Raw genomic sequence first — 16,226 nt, 5'->3', positions numbered from 1 at the left:
CTCAGGCCCCCGTCGGCGCGCCGGAGCGGGAAAGCCGTCCGTAGATGAGATAGAGGAGGGTGGTGACGACGAGGAGGATCAGGCCAAGCGCCCCGGCCATGCCCCAGTTCGCCGTCTGCAGCGCGTAGAAAGCGATGATCGAGGAGATCATCTGGTCGTTCGGCCCGCCGACCAGCGCCGGGGTGATGTAGTAGCCGAGCGCCACCATGAAGACGAGAAGGCTGCCTGCGAGGATCCCGGGGACGCTCAGCGGCAGGAGGATGCGCCAGAAGGCCCGCAGCGGGCTTGCGCCCATCGAGGCCGCCGCCGGCATCAGCGATCGGGGGATGGTGGAGATGACGCTGTAGATCGGCAGCACCATGAAGGGCAGCAGCACGTGCGTCATGGCGATGATCACGCCGGCCCGGTTGAAGATCAGCGGCAGGGGGCCGGAGATCAGGCCGAGGTCGATCAGCGTCCGGTTGATGATGCCCTGGTCCTGCAGGAGGATGAACCAGGCCGCCGTGCGCACCAGGAGCGAGGTCCAGAGCGGCAGCAGCACGGCGAGCAGCAGCGCGTTGCGCTTCCAACCGGTGGTGGCGGCAGCGAGCATCGCATAGGGCAAGCCGATGGCGAGGGTGCAGAGCGTGATCAGCCCGGCGATCGAGAAGGTGCGCCAGATGATCAACCGGTTGGCCGAGCTGCCGGCCGGCATCGACTCGATGGCGCCGGCCGCATTGCGGGTGAGGTCGAGCGAGGCGAGAATGTTGCGGTCGGTATAGGCGGAGGTGCCGTTGCGGATCGCCGACCAGAAGCGCGTATCGGCCCAGCGTGGATCAATCGCCGCAAAGTCGACCGTCGCGGGATCGGCCGCGTCCTCGGCAGCGCTCGTGGTCTTGCCCATCAGCGAGCGGAAGCCGGCGACTTCACTGTTCAGCCGCCGCACCGCGGGGCCGATGCGGCTCGCATCGCTGGTCTTCAGATCGGTCAGCAAGGCCGTCTCGATCGCCTTGCCCGGCGCGCCCTCCCCGTTCCAGCTGCCGATGGCGGCGGCCGTCTGCGGCAACGCGGTGGAGATCGCATCGTCGCGCACGGAGACCGAGATCATCGTCCACAGCGGCCAGAAGAAGAACACGGCGAGAAACACGAACATCGGCGCGACCAGCGCCGCGGCGCGGAGGCGGCCGGTTGCGGCCGGGCTCATCCTGGAAACACCGAGCAGTCGGCGGCGGCAAAGCCGACGGCCGTGGTGCTGCCGACCGCCGGCGCCGCCACCGCGCGTTCCGACCGGGCGACGAGCTTCAGGGCGCCGCAGGACAGGTGCAGGCGCAGATGGTCGCCCTGGTAGACGACATCATCGACTGTTGCCGTGAGACGGTTCTGGTGAAGCCCGGCGGCATCGCCCAGCGCGAGCCGCTCCGGCCGGATCGAGACCACGACGGCCGTGGCATCGGCAGGCGGGGCAACCGGCGGGGCAGCGGTCACGCTGATCCCCTCGCCGAGCAGGATCGAGAGATCGCCGCCGCTGCGTCCGGCAACGGTGCCGGCGAAGAGGTTGGTCTCGCCGATGAACTGCGAGACGAACTGGCTGGCCGGTCGGTCGTAGACCTCCGAGACCGTGCCGATCTGCGCGATGCGGCCCTTGTCGAAGATGGCGATGCGGTCCGACATGGTCAGCGCCTCGCTCTGGTCATGGGTGACGAAGACGATGGAGAGCCCGAGCCGGCGATGCAGGTCGCGGATTTCCAGCTGCATCTGCTCGCGCAACTGCTTGTCGAGCGCCCCGAGCGGCTCGTCCATCAGCACGACTTTCGGCTCGAACACCAAGGCGCGGGTGAGCGCGACGCGCTGCTGCTGGCCGCCGGAAAGCTGCTCCGGCTTGCGGCTGCCGAGATGGGAGAGTTGGACCCGGTCGAGCGCGGTGGCGACGCGCCGGGCGATCTCGGCGCGGGGAAGGCCGCGCATCTGCAAGGGGAAGGCGACGTTCTCGGCGACGGTCATGTGCGGGAAGAGCGCGTAGTTCTGGAACACCACGCCCATGCCGCGCTGGTGCGGCGGCAGTTCGTGGATGCGCTGGCCGTCGAGCCAGATCGTGCCGGAGGACGGCGCCTCGAAGCCGGCCAGCATCATCAGGATCGTGGTCTTGCCTGAGCCGGAGGGCCCGAGCAGCGACAGGAACTCACCCTTCTCCACCTCCAGGTTCAGCTGCTCGATCACCTGGATCGGGCCGTAGCTCTTGGAGACCTCGTGGAAGTGAATGAAGGATTGCGTCAATCTCGGTCCGCCCGTCTTGCTGGTGGGTGCACCGCCGCCAGGAATGCTGGCGGCGATGGATCATGCGACCGCAGCAGGGTGCCGCGGCCCTTCCGGCTACTGGGCGACCCAGGCGTTGAAGCGGGTGGTCATCGCCTCGATGTTGTCGACCCAGAAATCGCCGTCGAGCGGGATCGAGACGTCGAGATTGGCCGGCGCGGTCGGCAGGCTCGCGGCAATTTCGGGCTTCAACAGAGCACCGGCCGCCTTGCTGGGCACGCCATAGGCGACGTAGTCCGGCAGCTTCGACTGGTTTTCCGGCGCGCTGGTGAAGGCGACGAGGTCGAAGGCGGCATCCTTGTTGGGCGAGCCCTTCAGCACCACCCAGCTGTCGACCGCATAGATGCTGCCCGGCCAGACGATCTGGAAGTTCTTGCCTTCCGACTTGTTTATGCCGGCCAGGCGTCCGTTATAAGCCGAGGTCATCACCACTTCGCCGGAGGCGAGAAGCTGGATCGGCTGGGCGCCGGACTCCCACCAGGTGATGTCCTTCTTGATGGTGTCGAGCTTGGCGAAGGCGCGGTCGACGCCTTCCGGGGTCGCGAGGACGTCGTAGACCTCGGCAGGCTTGACGCCGTCGGCGATCAAGGCGAATTCCAGCGCGTATTTCGGACCCTTGCGCAGGCCGCGCTTGCCGGGGAACTTGGTGGTGTCGAAGAAGTCGGCCCAGCTCGTCGGCGCCGTCTTCAGCTTATCGGCGTCGTAGCTGAGGCCGGTGGTCCAGACGATCGCGCCGACGCCGCACTTGCTGACAGCCGAGTCGATGAACTTGTCCTTGCCGCCGAGCTTGTCCCAGTCGACCGGCTCGTAGATGCCGTCGGCGCAGCCGAGCGCCAGTTCCTCGGACTCGACCTGGACCAGATCCCAGTTCGGCGTGCCGGCCTGCAGCTTGGCGGCGAGGACGCCGTAGCCGCCGTCCCAGGATTCGTCGAGCACCGGCTTGCCGCTCTTCTCGGCGAAGGGCTTGAAGAAGATTTCGCGTTGCGCGTCCTGATAGTTGCCACCCCAGGAGACGACGGTGAGGTCGCGAGCGGAGGCCGGTGCCAAGGCCAGCACGCTGCCGATCAGCAGGCCGCCAAGCCCACCCAGAAACTTCTTCGACTGCATCGCTCTTCCCCCATCGGTTGATCAGATGCACCGACTGAACCACAAAAGCGCCGCCCTGCGGAGAACGCAAAGCGTTCTGGTGAAAATAATCTCCGGATTTGAGTCTATCCCGGTCAGCAAATACACCCAGGGGAGGTATTTTACCGCTTTTGGTTGCAATTTCCCTAGCGCTAATACGTTGGCGGGGTGATGGCGCTGATGATCTCCGCGACCTCGCTCCCGGCATTGCGAAACTGATGCGGTGTCTGGCTGTCGAAGTAATAGGCGTCGCCGACGCCGAGCGTGCGCATCTCCGCGCCGACCGTCACCTCCACGGCGCCCCGGATCACAACGCCCGCCTCCTGCGCCGTGTGCGAGAAGGCCTTGCCGGTATCGGCCCCCGGCGCATAGCTCTCATAGAGCATCAGAAGATGCCGGTTCGGATGGTTCATGCCGACCATCCGGTAGGAGATGCCGTCGCTGCGACCGATCTCGGCGAAGTCTTCGAAGCGGTAGAAGGGCGAGTGCGGGAGTCTGGCGGCCACTTCCGAGAAGAAGCCGGTGAGCGTCGACCCCATCGCGTCGAGAATGGCGCTCAGCGTGTCGACCGAGGGGCTCAGGCGGTCGCGCTCGAGCAGCGAGATGGTGGAATGCGAGATGCCGGACCGCACTGCCAGTTCGCGCGTCGACAATTGTCTCCGCCGCCGCAGCTCCCTGATCCCCGCCCCGATCGCCGGCATGGCCTGCTCCTTTGTTGCACCGCAAAAGGGACTGCCGGAATGTTGGGCAGTTTTTCCCGTTTTGGTGAGTATACTAGACAGGACGGCCGTTGTCCTTGTGCAGGTCCCGGTCCTCTGAGAGTTTCTGGGTCTGTTCACAGCGAGAGAAGCGACATGCGCACTGACACCTTCGGCGACCGCGTGCACCATCTGAAGGCGCCGGAGTCGGCGCTGGCCGACGGACAGGCCGTCGAGGCGCTGGTCAAGGAGATCATCGCCGCCGTCCGCGCCGAGGGCGATGCCGCCGTGACGCGCTACGCCGCCGAGTTCGACAAGGTCGAGATCACCCAGTTCGAGGTGACGGCGGAAGAGCGGGCGAAGGCGATCGCCGATCTCGACCCGCAGACCCGCGCGGATACCGAATTCGCCATCGCCAATGTCCGCGCCTTTGCCGAGGCGCAGCTCGCGACGATCCTGCCGCTAGAGGTCGAGCTGATGCCGGGCCTGCATCTCGGCCACCGGGTGATCCCGATCCGCAGCATCGGCTGCTACGTGCCGGGCGGGCGCTATCCGCTGCTGTCGGCACCGGTGATGACCATCGTGCCGGCCAAGGTTGCCGGCTGCGCCGAGGTGATCGCCTGCCTGCCGCCGTCGGCCCATCCCGCGATGATCGCCGGCTGCCACCTCGCCGGCGCCGACCGGATCTTCCGCATCGGCGGCGCCCAGGCGATTGCTGCCATGGCCTATGGCACCCGGACCCTTCCGGCGGTCGACAAGATCGTCGGCCCGGGCAATGCCTTCGTCAACGAGGCCAAGCGACAGGTGTTCGGCCCAGTCGGCATCGACCAGCTGGCGGGCCCGAGCGAGATCTACATCGTCGCCGACGGCACCGGCGACGCCGAGATGATCGCGACCGACCTTCTCGCCCAGGCCGAGCACGACATCCGCACCCGCGTTGGCCTGATCACCACGGACCGGGCGCTGGGCGAGGCCGTCATCGCCGAAGTCGAGCGGCAGCTCCTCGACCTTTCAACCGCCGCGGTCGCCGGGGAGGCCTGGCGACGCATGGGCGAGGTGGTGGTCTGCGCCGACGAGGAGGCCATGATCGCCTATTCCGACTTCATCGCCGCCGAGCACCTGCAGGTGCACACGCTCGACCCGCGCGCCTTCGCGCTGCGACTCAGCAATTACGGCTCGCTGTTCATCGGCACCAATGCCAGCGTCGTCTATTCCGACAAGTGCTGCGGGACGAACCATACGCTGCCGACGATGGGCGCGGGCCGCTACACAGGCGGGCTCTGGGTCGGCTCCTACGTCAAGATCTGCACCCACCAGTGGCTGGAGCCGACGGGCGTCGCTGCGGTAGCGCCGGCGGCGGTCCGCCAAAGCGCCAGCGAGGGGCTGGAAGGCCACCGCCGCGCCGCCGCGCTGCGCCCTGCCCGGCAACAGACCACAAGCTGACTCCGGCCGCCGCCGCCGCCGCCGCCGCGGACGGCGGCGAGCCGTCAAAATGGTTTTGCCGATTATCCCAAAAGGTCATCTCGCGGGGACCGGCCGCAAGCTCAGCCCGTCCCATCGGATGGGCGAAGGCTCGGGCGCATCGTGCTCTGTCTCGCCCGCAGGCTTGTCAGCGCATGCGTTCGAGGATTTCGAAGATCGCCTCCCCGTGTTCCTTCAGCTCGCTTCCTTTGGTCTCCATTCGCAGATCAGGTCGAATGCGATCTCGAAACTCCTTCTCGTCGAGCGGCTTTTTGGTCAGGAGCTCTCCGATCATGCTCTTTCGCAAGACGGAGGTCGCGCGATCGTAGGCCGGGTTGTCGGCGGCAATCCGCTCGCGTAGCTCGATGAGCACTCGCCGTGCCTCCTCCTGCGTCAGGGGGGCTTCGGCCGTTCTCTTGGCAAGCTTGGGCGCGGACTTTGCAAGGGTCGAGTTCGCCCAGTCCGGCGCGGTCGCCTCGAACAGGATGGCCTGTTGCGGCAAGGGCTTGGCCGGCTTCGGAGCAGACGACAGTTCCCGCGCCGTCGCCGTGTGCGATCCATCGCGGGCGGCCCGAGGCCGTTCACCGGCGGTGATGGGGGGCAGCCTTCCCTGCGAAGTCTCCGGCGGCGATACGCCCGCAGGCACGTCTTCCTCGCGCCCGGACGGTCGCCTTTCCTGAAGCCGGCGGCCAGCTTCCTCGATCGCGCTGATGCGGGCGAGGAGGCGCGAGAGCTCGCGATCGGGATCGCGAAACCAGTCCGTCGACCAGACCCGCTCGATCGTCCAGCCTTTGCTTTCCAGGATTTCCTGCCGCAGCCGGTCACGGTCTCTTGCCGAGAGGGTCGAGTGATAGCTCGCGCCGTCGCATTCGATGCCGAGTAGAAACCGTTGCGGATCTATCGGATCGACCACGCCGATGTCGATGAAGAAGCCGCTCGATCCGACCTGCGGGACGCAAACATGGCCTGCCGCGGCAAGACCTTCCATCACGGCCACCTCGAAGTCGCTGTCGGGATCGCGGCCATCCCGGCCCGGCGAGGCCTTCGTGCGATCCAGCCGGCCGGTCTCGGCGAAGTGGAGGAAACTCTTGAGAGCACGCGGCCCCCTTTTCGCGGCCTCGCCGGGCGTGACATCGGCCTCCCGCATCGACGAGACGATGTGCATCCGCTTTTTGGCGCGCGAGAAGAGAACGTTCAGGCGGCGCCAGCCATTCTCGGTGGCGATCGGGCCGAAAGCCTGCGTGACACGCTCGCCGGGCGCCGGCGGACCGTAGGTCATCGAGATGATGATGCCGTCGCGCTCGTCGCCCTGGACGTTTTCGAGGTTCTTGACGAAGAACCGCTCCTGCAGGCTCTCCAGAGCCTCGACCGCATCGATGCCGCCGCGCCCGCTGGCATAGAGGCGTTCGAGCGTTACGAGAATGAGGTCGCGCTGCTTCACGTTCATGGCGACGACGCCGAGCGAGTCGCCGGGATAGCGCTCGAGGTGCTCCAGCACCGCCTTGGCGACCGCCTCCGCTTCGGCAGGGTTCGTTCCGTCGCGAAAGGCTCCCTCGGGAACGTGCTGGAACCGGATGCCGAGGTCGTCCGACTTCTGCGTCGGGCTCGGGTAGAGGACGAGGTCGCCGTTGTAGAACTCATGGTTCGAGAAGGCGATGAGATCGGGATGCTGCGATCGGTAGTGCCAGCGCAGCGAGCGCGTCGGCATGCGCATCTCGGCGATTTCGAGAATGGACTCCGCCCCGGCGGCAATGGCACCGTCGTCACCGCCATCCCCTGTCCGCTGGAAGAAGTCAGTCGGCGGCAGCTGCTTGGAGTCGCCGACGATGACCGCCTGATCGCCGCGCGCCAAGGCACCCAGCGCTTCCTCGGGGCGAACCTGCGAGGCCTCGTCGAAGATGACGAGGTCGAAGCGAAGCCCACCGGGCTTTAAGTATTGCGCGACGGAAAGCGGCCCCATCATGAAGCACGGCTTCAAGGCCTGGAGAGCCGCCCCGGCCCGGTGCACCAGCTGGCGGATCGGGACGTGCTTGGTCTTCTTGGCCATCTCGCGCTTCAGCAGCTGGAGCTCCGTCAGATCGGAGACGCGCGCGCCGCTCTGGCCTTCCGGCAGCGGACACTTGGCGAGTTTGGCGGCGATCTCGATCGCCCGCAGATCCATGGCCCGCTCGTCCTGCTCGGCATAGCGGCGGCGGGCATCGTTGATCTCGGACTGGCCAAGTTCCTGCAGCAGGGGCGTCTCGGCGATGGCGAGCCGGGCGAGACCGTCCATGATCGCGAAGTCGAAATGGTCGAGGGCGGAGCGGCAATCGATCCGGCCGGAGAGGATGCCCTGCAGGATCGCCTGCGCCAGCGGCACGTCGATGCGGCGCAGGTGCCTGTCGATCTCCAGCCATTCCGTCAGCCGGTGGGGCGCGTCACCGGCGCGCGACGCGCGCTGCAGCGACGTTCGGAGGTCGTCGTCCCCGGTCGGCCAGAAGGCCGGGTCGAGCCCCGTGCGAGCGGAAAAAGCCTCTCCAGCCGCTTGCTCCTCCGCGAGCGCAAGGACGATGTCGTTCAGCGCCGCGAAGAAGCCATCGCGCTCCCCAGCGGTCATTGCGGCCAGCGTCGTCGCAGCTTTCCCGGCACCCAGATCTACGAGGATCGCCTCGCGTGTCGACATGGAACGGGGGACAGTGTCTGGCTGCAGAAGGTGGGCCAGCCGCTCGCGCACCGTCTGGAGCGCCTCGCCTTCGCGCGTCCGGGCAGCCGAGACAAGGTCGGCGGCGTCGCTCGCGGACACTGCGAGGATGGCACGGGTGAGACGGGCATCCTTCGACAATCTCCGCCCGAACACGGCTTCGATCTTTTCGGCGTAGGCTCGGCAGCGGCCGAGCTGGTCGAGCGAGCGCCGGGCGGCGTCGATGTCGGATGCCGAGGAAGAGCCCGCGAGCTTCAGGAGATCCTCGTTGGCCAGCAGCCTCTGCCCGTCCGCCTGAAGGCGCGCGGCCCGCCGCAAGCGCTCGGGCATCTGATGGAGCGCGCTCTTCGACGCGCCGAGCGCCAAGGCCTCCTGACGCGCCGCACGCCAGCCGGACTTCAGCCAGCGGAAGAAACCGCCCTGCGAAAGGGTTTGGGCGATCTCCTCGAGGTGGCCCTGCCGCGTTGCAAGAGCGGCGTCCACGTCGAGGTCCCGGCTGAGAGCCGTCCGGGTGTCGGCGAAGGCCGAGAGGGAGGCTTCGAGCTCGAGGCGCCGGCTCTCATCGCCGCGGTCGGAAAGAAGGCCGACGGCGAAGCGATGAAGGTCGGGCGGACGGTGCGTCATGAGATCGAGGATCGTCGCCGCCAGGGCGACCTGTCGTGGCTCGGGCTCCTGCGTCAGATCGAACATCGCCGCGACCTGGCCCGGCAGATCGCCCATGCTGTCGACGGCTTGCAGACTATCCTCGACCGACGCGCGCCGGGCGAAGAAGGCCGCGAGGTCTTCGGCGGTTCGGCGGTCGGCCGGCACATCGAGGTCGAAGCGATCGGCGACATCGGCCAGTTGCCCCAGGAGATGCGCGAGGGCATCCCGCCATTGCCCGAGGATGGCCAGCACCTCCTCGCGATCCGGCGCCCCCAGAAGCCTCGCCGAGGAAAGGCCGGCGAAGGGGTGGTCGGCCAGCGTTTCTCCGGCATCGAAGAGATGGCCGGCGACACCGACAAAATTCTCCAGCGACATCGCACCTGCCGACCTCACGGCCGTCGTCATCTGCCCGACCTCCTCCAGGGAGACTTTCAGGCCGATCTTCTGGTGATCCGGCAACGAGCGGCGGAGGCGACCGGCCTCGAAGAAGGCCTTGGATGCTGGAATGCCGAGCGCGCCGATCGTCTGGCCGAGCGCTGCATGGATCGCCTGGGCGCGATCGCGGTCGCGCCCGAGGCTTTCGATGGTCGCCGCAAAGCTCGAGGTCCGCCGGAAGGATGCACCGGCTTCCAGCCGGTGTCGCAGGTCGTCGATCAAGGCGGTCTTGCGGGTCTTGTTTGAGTGAAGCTCCAGCACGAAGTCGCCGAGCCCCAGCGCATCCAGGCGATTGCGGACGACTTCGAGGGCGGCCAGCTTCTCGGACACGAAGAGGACCGTCTTGCCCGCCGACAGCGCGCCGGCGATGAGGTTGGTGATCGTCTGCGACTTGCCCGTGCCGGGCGGCCCCTGGATGACGAGATTGGTACCGCCGAGCGCCGCGTGGACCGCGCCGGCCTGGCTGCTGTCGGCCCGCTCCACCAGGTCGAGATCGAGATCGAGGGTCCGCACCTCCGCGGGCTTCGGATCATCGAAGGCGATGCCGCCGCCCGATGCGCCCGCGGTGATGCGGCGAATGACCGGATGCAGCGCCGGCTCGCCCCCCTCGGGCCAGGAGCGCGGGTCGAGATCGCGGTAGATCAGCAGCTTGCCGAACTGGAACAGCGACAGCGTCGCGAAGCGTCGGACCAGCCAGCCCTCGCGCGGACGGATCAACTCGCGCACCGACTGGAAGTAGCGCTCTGGCGTCAGCCCTTCCTCGAAGTCCTTGAGATCGAGGCCGAACTCCTCCCGCAGCTTCTTCTGCAGCGACAGGTTCGGCTGCAGGTCCTCGCCCGACCAGGAGAGGTCGTAGACGTGATGGCCGGCGGGCGAACGCTTCTGCGTAATCTCGACCGGGACGAGGATCAGCGGCGCGAGGCTGCCCTTCCCGCCCGCGCCCTCTCCATCCTTCCAGTCGAGAAAACCGAAAGCCAGGTGCAGAAAGTTCGTGCCGGTTTCCTCGATGGCAGTCGAGGCGTCGCTGCGCAGCTTGCGCAACCGCGTTTCGAGCGAGGCGGGATAGAGTAGCGTCTGGATCTGCGCGTCCGAATGGTTCCGCTCCAGTTGCTCGCCTTGATCCAGCGGCAGCTCGAAACTGACATCAATGCCGAAGTGCTGGGCCCATTCCTCGGGCTTCGGCGGCTGCAGCGTCGCCGGATCGACGGCGGCGCGCGGCGCGGCCGTCCTCTCCTCGTGCCAGCGGATGATCTCGCGTTCGCTGGGTTGCGGGACGGGTGCGAAGGTAAAGCTCTTCCCGGCCAGCAGCGCGCCGAACAGTTGATCAGGCAGCTCATCGACGATCCGCAGGCAGTTCGTAGCGCTGGCCTTGAAGTTGAGAAGACGATTGTTGCCCGACAGATCCAACAGACGCGTCCGCATCTCCTCGATGACGGATCTGGTATGGGCGACATCAACCATGGGTAGAGAACCTGCCGAAAGCCAAGGACGCGCAGCGCGCGCTTCACTGCGTTACAGAGCTTGGTTTCTGATCGCAATGTCCAGCAAAATGGCTTGTGAGGAGGCATCGCCACCAGCGGCACGGTGCCCGCGGCAGCCCCTTCGATCCGAGAAAGAGGGCAATGCTCTGCGGGATCAAAGGTCCAGGAGCGAAGTCCGCGCGCGTGCCCACAGAGCAAGCGCAACGCCCGATCTATTTCCGGCTGATGTCCCCTCGTCCGTAAGCGAGCAGCATGACGATGATGACGGTTCCGTAGATGATCTGGCGTCCCGCTTCCTCCATCTGCATCACGGCAAGGATCGACTGCAGGAGGGTGATCAGGATGACACCGGCGATCGTGCCGAGATAGTTGCCGCGGCCGCCGAGGACATTCGTGCCGCCCAGCACGACCGCCGCGATGGCCGGCAGGAGATAGCTGTCGCCCATCGTCTGGTAGGCCTTGGTCGAGTAGCCCGCCAGGAGAACGCCGGCGAAGGCTGCCGCGGCTCCGGAGAGCATGAAGCAGCCGATGATGACGGCATTGGTATTGACGCCGGAAAGATAGGCCGCCTGTTCGCGGTTGCCGACGGCATAGATCCGCCGGCCGAAGGCGGTCCGGTTGAGGAGGAAGATCACCGCCGCGCCGACGATGATCCACATGAAGAGCGCATTGGGAATGCCGAGGATCGGCCGCGCGACAGCCAAAAAGTGCATGGCGTCGGTCGCATGGTCCTGCGGGGCCGAGCCACCCGTGTGCAGCACCATCAGCCCCTGGACCACCGCGTTCATGCCCAGGGTGAAAATCATCGACGGCAGCCGCAGATACGCGACGCCGAGCCCGTTCACCAAGCCGACCAGCGCCCCGCAGAGAATGCCGGCGGGAATCGCCAAGATCTCGCCGGGCGTGCCGTACCAGCCCGCCACCGCCGTCGCCATCATCGCGCCCAGCGTCACCGTCCAGGGGATCGAGAGATCGATGTGGCCAATCAGGATCACCAGCATCGCGCCCGAGGCGATGACACCGAGGAAGGCGCTGATCTGCAACTGCTGAAGCAGGTAATCCGGCGACAGGAACTCGCGGGAATACAGCGCGCCGCCGGCCAGGAGCACGGCGATGCAGCCGAAGGCGATGATGACCGAGCGGTCGAGGCCGAAGCGTTTGAGGCGCGCCGGGTGGACGGGAGGGGAGACGAGATCGGTCACGCCAGGACTTCCAGCCGGTTGCGGATGCGCAGCATGCGGATGGCGCCGAGCGAAACCGCGGCCAGGAGAACGACTCCCTGGAACAGCGGCTGCCACAGCGGATCGAGATCGAAGACGAAGAGCAGATCCTCGATCGTCCGCAGCACGAAAGCGCCGAAGATCGAGCCGATCGCCGATCCCCAGCCGCCGAAAAGCGAGGTGCCGCCGATGACGACGGCGGCGATCGAGTTCAGCGTGTAGGTGCCGGCAATCGGCGCCGAGGCTTCGCCCGAATAGGTGTTGAAGGTCAGCATCAGCCCCCCGATCGAGGCGAGCAAGCCCGACAGCGTGTAGGCCAGAAGCTTCGCCCGCTGGACCGGCACACCGGACATGTAGGCAGCCTGCTCGTTCGAGCCCGTCGCATAGGCCGCGCGGCCGAGGACGGAACGGTGGAACGGCACCCAGACGAACAGAACGACCGCCAGCAGGACCGCGAGCGCTGCCGGAACGGTCCCGAACATCTGCCCGGTCAGCATGTCGGCGATGTCGGACTGGACGTCTCCGCCGGGGCCCGGCCGCAGGATGAGGGCAAAGCCGTAGAAGATCGCGCCCGTCGCGAGCGTGGTGATGATCGGCTGCAACCGGCCCCAGACGACGATCGCCCCGTTGAGGAAGCCCGCGAGCGCGCCCACCCCGAGCACCAGAAGGATCCCGAGCGCGCCCTCGGCAGGCGTGCCGACGACGACGGACGAGGCGAGGCAGTTGGCGAGGACGAACACCATGCCGACCGACAGATCGAGACCGCGCGTCAGCACCGGCAAGGTCTGCGCCATCGCTACCAGCGCCAGCAGCACCGCCTTGTTCGCCGCCGTCGTCGCCACAGCCGGCGTCAGGCCGACGGGGTGGTTGGAGATGTAGATGGAGAACATGACGACAAAGAGCACGATGGCGCCGAGGAGGCCGCGGTGATGGCGGACGAAGAAGCCGAGGTCCCTCACGCGGCGCGCTCCCCGACGTTGAAGGCCGACTCGATCATCGTCGTCTCGTTCAACGTCTTGCCCGCCAGTTCGCGCGCGATCTTGCCGCCATACATCACGAGCACGCGGTCGCAGCAGCCGATCAGTTCGGCATAGTCGGTGGAATAATAGAGGACGGCGAGGCCTTGCCCGGCGAGGTCGCGCAGAAGACGGTAGATCTCCTGCTTCGTGCCGACGTCGATGCCGCGGGTGGGATCGTTCAACAGGATGATGCCCGGGCGGGTCATCAGCCATTTGGCGAGGACGACCTTCTGCTGGTTGCCGCCGGAGAGGTTCGAGACCGGCGCCGAGAGATCCCCCACCTTCACCTTCAGGCTCTGCACCATGTCGTCGATGGCGGCCGTTTCGCGGCTCCGGTCGATCGACAGGCCCGACGTGAAGCGCGACAGGGCGGCAAGGCTCATATTGTCCTCGACGCTCATCGGCAGCATCAGGCCCTCGGTCTTGCGGTCCTCGGGGATGAGGGCGATCGGTAGATCGCAGCGCATCGCCGCGCGCGGACCGTCGATCCTCACCGGCTTGCCCCCGACTTCGATCGTCCCGGAGACGTTCTTCAGGACCCCGAAGAGCGCCAGGAGGAGTTCGCGCTGCCCCTGCCCGTCGAGCCCGCCGAGCCCGACGATCTCGCCCTTTCGCACCGCCAGCGATATGCCGCGAAGCTCGCGCCCCCAGGTCAGGTCGCGGGCCGCAAGCGCCACCGGCGCGTCCGGCGCCGGCACCGGCTTGTCGGGATAGGGATGGGTCACCTCCCGCCCGATCATCATCTGCACGATCTCGTCGACCGAGCGGGCGCCCTTCTGGAAGGTCTCGATATGCCGGCCGTTGCGAAAGACGCTGGCGACATCGGCAAGGTCCTCGATTTCCTGCATGCGGTGGGAGACGTAGAGGATCGCCACTCCCTCGCTGCGCAGGCGGCGGATGATCGCGTAGACGCGCTTGACGTCCTCGGCGGTCAACGCCGACGTCGCCTCGTCGAGGATCAGCACCTTCGGCTTCTTGGCGAGCGCCTTGGCGATCTCCACCATCTGCCGGCGCGAGAGCGGCAGGTTCTTCACGAGTTCATTGGGGTGCACGTCTTCGCAGCCGACGAGGGCCAGAAGCGCGCGCGCCCGGCGCCGCTGCGCCCGGCCGTCGATCAGGCCGAAGCGGCGGGGCGGATCGACGATGGACAGATTGTCGGCGACCGTCATGTCCGGGATCAGCGACAGTTCCTGGAAGACGCAGACGACGCCGGCCGCCATCGCCTGGACAGGGTTGCGGAAACTGGCCTTGCGACCGTCGACATAGACGTCCCCGTCGCTCGGATCGGTGACGCCCGATGCGATCTTGATCAGAGTCGACTTGCCGGCACCGTTCTCTCCGAGCACGGCGTGGATCGTACCGGGCCAAGCGGCGAAATCGACACCCGTCAGCGCCGCGACACCGCCATATCGCTTGGAAACACCGCGAAGCTCGAGGACAGGCTGGGGGCGCAGGCCCAAACCGGCATGGTGCGGCGTCACGGAGGCACCGGACGCCAGCCCCGGCACATGCCCGGACGCGGGAGAGAGATCGTTCACGATCGGGATGCCCTTTCCGACAAAGGCCATGGATCCAGAACCCGGGGTCGGCGGTCTACCGTCCCCGGGCCGACTTCAGGTCGCACCGGCCTACTGGTTGGCCTGGCTCTGGCCCATGATTTCCTGCGCGGTGAAGTTGATGCCGCAGGTCGGGAAGGAATTGCCGACGAAGAAGTTGTCGGTTTCCTTGGAGTAGAAGCTTTCGCCGTCCTTGAAGTCGGGATCGGAGACGATCGAGAGCGGCAGCGCGATCGACTGCGGCACGACCTCCCCGTCGAGGGCGGCGAGCGCCGTCTTGATGGCAACGGCGACCTGCGCCGGACCACTGCCCGCCGACGTGCACTTCAGCCCGTCCTTGGAATGCTCCGAGCACAGCTTGCGAAAACCGTTCTCCGTTTCGCCGCCGATCGGGACGAACGGATGGCCGGCGTCGATCATGGCGCGCACCGTTCCCGTCGAGCCGCCCTGCACGGAGACGCCGTCGAACTTCTTGTGGACGGCGATGGCGTCCGCCACGACCTTCTGCGCCGTGCCGTCGTCCCAGCGCCCGACAACCTCGATGCTCTCCCAGGGACCGGGCGAGGCGGCGAGAACTTCCTGAATGCCCTCATGCCGGTCGCGATCGACCGATGTGCCGGTGACGCCGCGCACTTCGAGGAGCTTGCCCTTGCCGCCTGGAACGTTCTTGACCAGCCACTCGCCCCAGAGCTTGCCGAGACCCTTCTGGTCGACGTTGACGTTGATCGCCTCGTCGGAATCCAGCGTGTTGTCGAAGGCCACGAGCACGACGCCGGCGGCCTTGGCGCGCTTGATCACCGGCTTGAAGGCGGTCGGGTTCTGCGCGTTGACGATGACCGCGTCGTATCCCGAATTGATGAAGTTATCGACGGCTGCGATCTGTGCCGCGACGTCGTCGCCCGTCGACACCACCTTGAACTCCTTCAGCTTGGCCTTCACCTCCGGCTGCTCGGCATAGGCCTTGGCCGTCTGCACCATCTGGATGCGCCAGGTGTTGCCGATGAAGCCGTTCGCCAGCGCTACGCGGTAGGGGCCGGCCTTCTTTGGATACTGGAAGAACTTCGTCTCGGTGGTCAGTGGCTTGTAGCATTCCGGATCGGCGCTCGGGCCGGAAACGATCTCTGGCCCGGCAGCCTTCGCGCCGACCGTGAGGACGAGCATGGCCGCGGTCACGGCCAGCCCGGCAGCGAGACTGGCGCGCCCCCGCTTCTTCAATGATACCAGCTGAAATGTCATGTCGTGTTCCTCCCCAGGCTACGATTGAACCATCCGCGCAGCCCCTGTCGTGAGGTCAACGTTGGTCCTCTACCGAGACGCTTTTCTCGCACGGGCCATCTTTGGCGCAGCCCGTTGCAAATCTTGGGTCCAAGCTTCCCGGCAGCTTCCCAGCCACCTGCTGAGATCCGCAGACAGCCTAACTAGGATATGACTTTCGCGGAGGCAGCAAGGGGCAATCGTGCGACTGAACACATCGGCAGCGCATCCTCATCGCCATCGCGATTGAGGCACCTCGACAGTACGCCACGCGATCACAGCCGAAGGGCAGAATACCGGCAATAGGTAAAGCACAACACGCCATGGCGGGTGCTTTCGGATGAAGTCTAAATGAGGTCA

General features: G+C 66.6%; 10 protein-coding genes. 1 reads left to right on the top strand and 9 read right to left on the bottom strand.

Annotated features, from left to right (window positions below):
- Position 1 precedes the first annotated feature (1 nt).
- The 4 genes from ACZL02_RS22415 to ACZL02_RS22400 all read right to left on the bottom strand — a co-directional run bounded on the left by ACZL02_RS22415 (position 2) and on the right by ACZL02_RS22400 (position 4,118).
- Positions 2–1,183: an ABC transporter permease gene (locus ACZL02_RS22415; protein WP_472940921.1), complete on the bottom strand. Its 1,182-nt coding sequence runs from the start codon at positions 1,181–1,183 to the stop codon at positions 2–4.
- Positions 1,180–2,253, bottom strand: coding sequence for an ABC transporter ATP-binding protein (locus tag ACZL02_RS22410; protein WP_472940920.1), 1,074 nt, complete (start codon positions 2,251–2,253; stop codon positions 1,180–1,182). The genes ACZL02_RS22415 and ACZL02_RS22410 overlap by 4 nt, the downstream gene beginning before the upstream one ends.
- 96 nt (positions 2,254–2,349) lie before the next feature.
- Positions 2,350–3,399 carry an ABC transporter substrate-binding protein gene (locus ACZL02_RS22405; protein WP_472940919.1) on the bottom strand — a complete coding sequence of 350 codons (1,050 nt, stop codon included), beginning with the start codon at positions 3,397–3,399 and terminating at the stop codon, positions 2,350–2,352.
- 170 nt (positions 3,400–3,569) lie between these two features.
- Positions 3,570–4,118, bottom strand: coding sequence for a cupin domain-containing protein (locus ACZL02_RS22400; protein WP_472940918.1), 549 nt, complete (start codon positions 4,116–4,118; stop codon positions 3,570–3,572).
- A 153-nt stretch (positions 4,119–4,271) separates the two neighbouring features.
- Here ACZL02_RS22400 and hisD point away from each other — a divergent pair, with 153 nt between their 5' ends.
- Positions 4,272–5,558 carry a histidinol dehydrogenase gene (hisD, locus tag ACZL02_RS22395; RefSeq protein ID WP_472940917.1) on the top strand — a complete coding sequence of 429 codons (1,287 nt, stop codon included), beginning with the start codon at positions 4,272–4,274 and terminating at the stop codon, positions 5,556–5,558.
- 166 nt (positions 5,559–5,724) lie between these two features.
- Here hisD and ACZL02_RS22390 read toward each other — a convergent pair whose 3' ends face one another.
- The 5 genes from ACZL02_RS22390 to ACZL02_RS22370 all read right to left on the bottom strand — a co-directional run bounded on the left by ACZL02_RS22390 (position 5,725) and on the right by ACZL02_RS22370 (position 15,773).
- On the bottom strand, positions 5,725–10,797 hold the full coding sequence (locus ACZL02_RS22390; protein ID WP_472940916.1) for a DUF4011 domain-containing protein: 5,073 nt from the start codon (positions 10,795–10,797) through the stop codon (positions 5,725–5,727).
- Between the two features lie 232 nt (positions 10,798–11,029).
- Complete coding sequence (locus ACZL02_RS22385) at positions 11,030–12,019, bottom strand: ABC transporter permease (protein ID WP_472940915.1); 990 nt, start codon at positions 12,017–12,019, stop codon at positions 11,030–11,032.
- Positions 12,016–12,996 carry an ABC transporter permease gene (locus ACZL02_RS22380; protein ID WP_472940914.1) on the bottom strand — a complete coding sequence of 327 codons (981 nt, stop codon included), beginning with the start codon at positions 12,994–12,996 and terminating at the stop codon, positions 12,016–12,018. The genes ACZL02_RS22385 and ACZL02_RS22380 overlap by 4 nt, the downstream gene beginning before the upstream one ends.
- The gene (locus ACZL02_RS22375; RefSeq protein WP_472940913.1) at positions 12,993–14,624 is read right to left on the bottom strand and encodes a sugar ABC transporter ATP-binding protein; all 1,632 of its coding nucleotides are present in this window, start codon (positions 14,622–14,624) and stop codon (positions 12,993–12,995) included. Before ACZL02_RS22375 ends, ACZL02_RS22380 begins: the two co-directional genes overlap by 4 nt.
- Positions 14,625–14,684: 60 nt before the next feature.
- The gene (locus tag ACZL02_RS22370; RefSeq protein WP_472940967.1) at positions 14,685–15,773 is read right to left on the bottom strand and encodes a sugar ABC transporter substrate-binding protein; all 1,089 of its coding nucleotides are present in this window, start codon (positions 15,771–15,773) and stop codon (positions 14,685–14,687) included.
- Positions 15,774–16,226: the final 453 nt, after the last annotated feature.

Source organism: Mesocryomonas fontinalis (assembly GCF_055730125.2).
The sequence above is the reverse complement of the archived record's forward strand: the minus strand, read 5'-3'. Positions and strand labels throughout refer to the sequence as shown.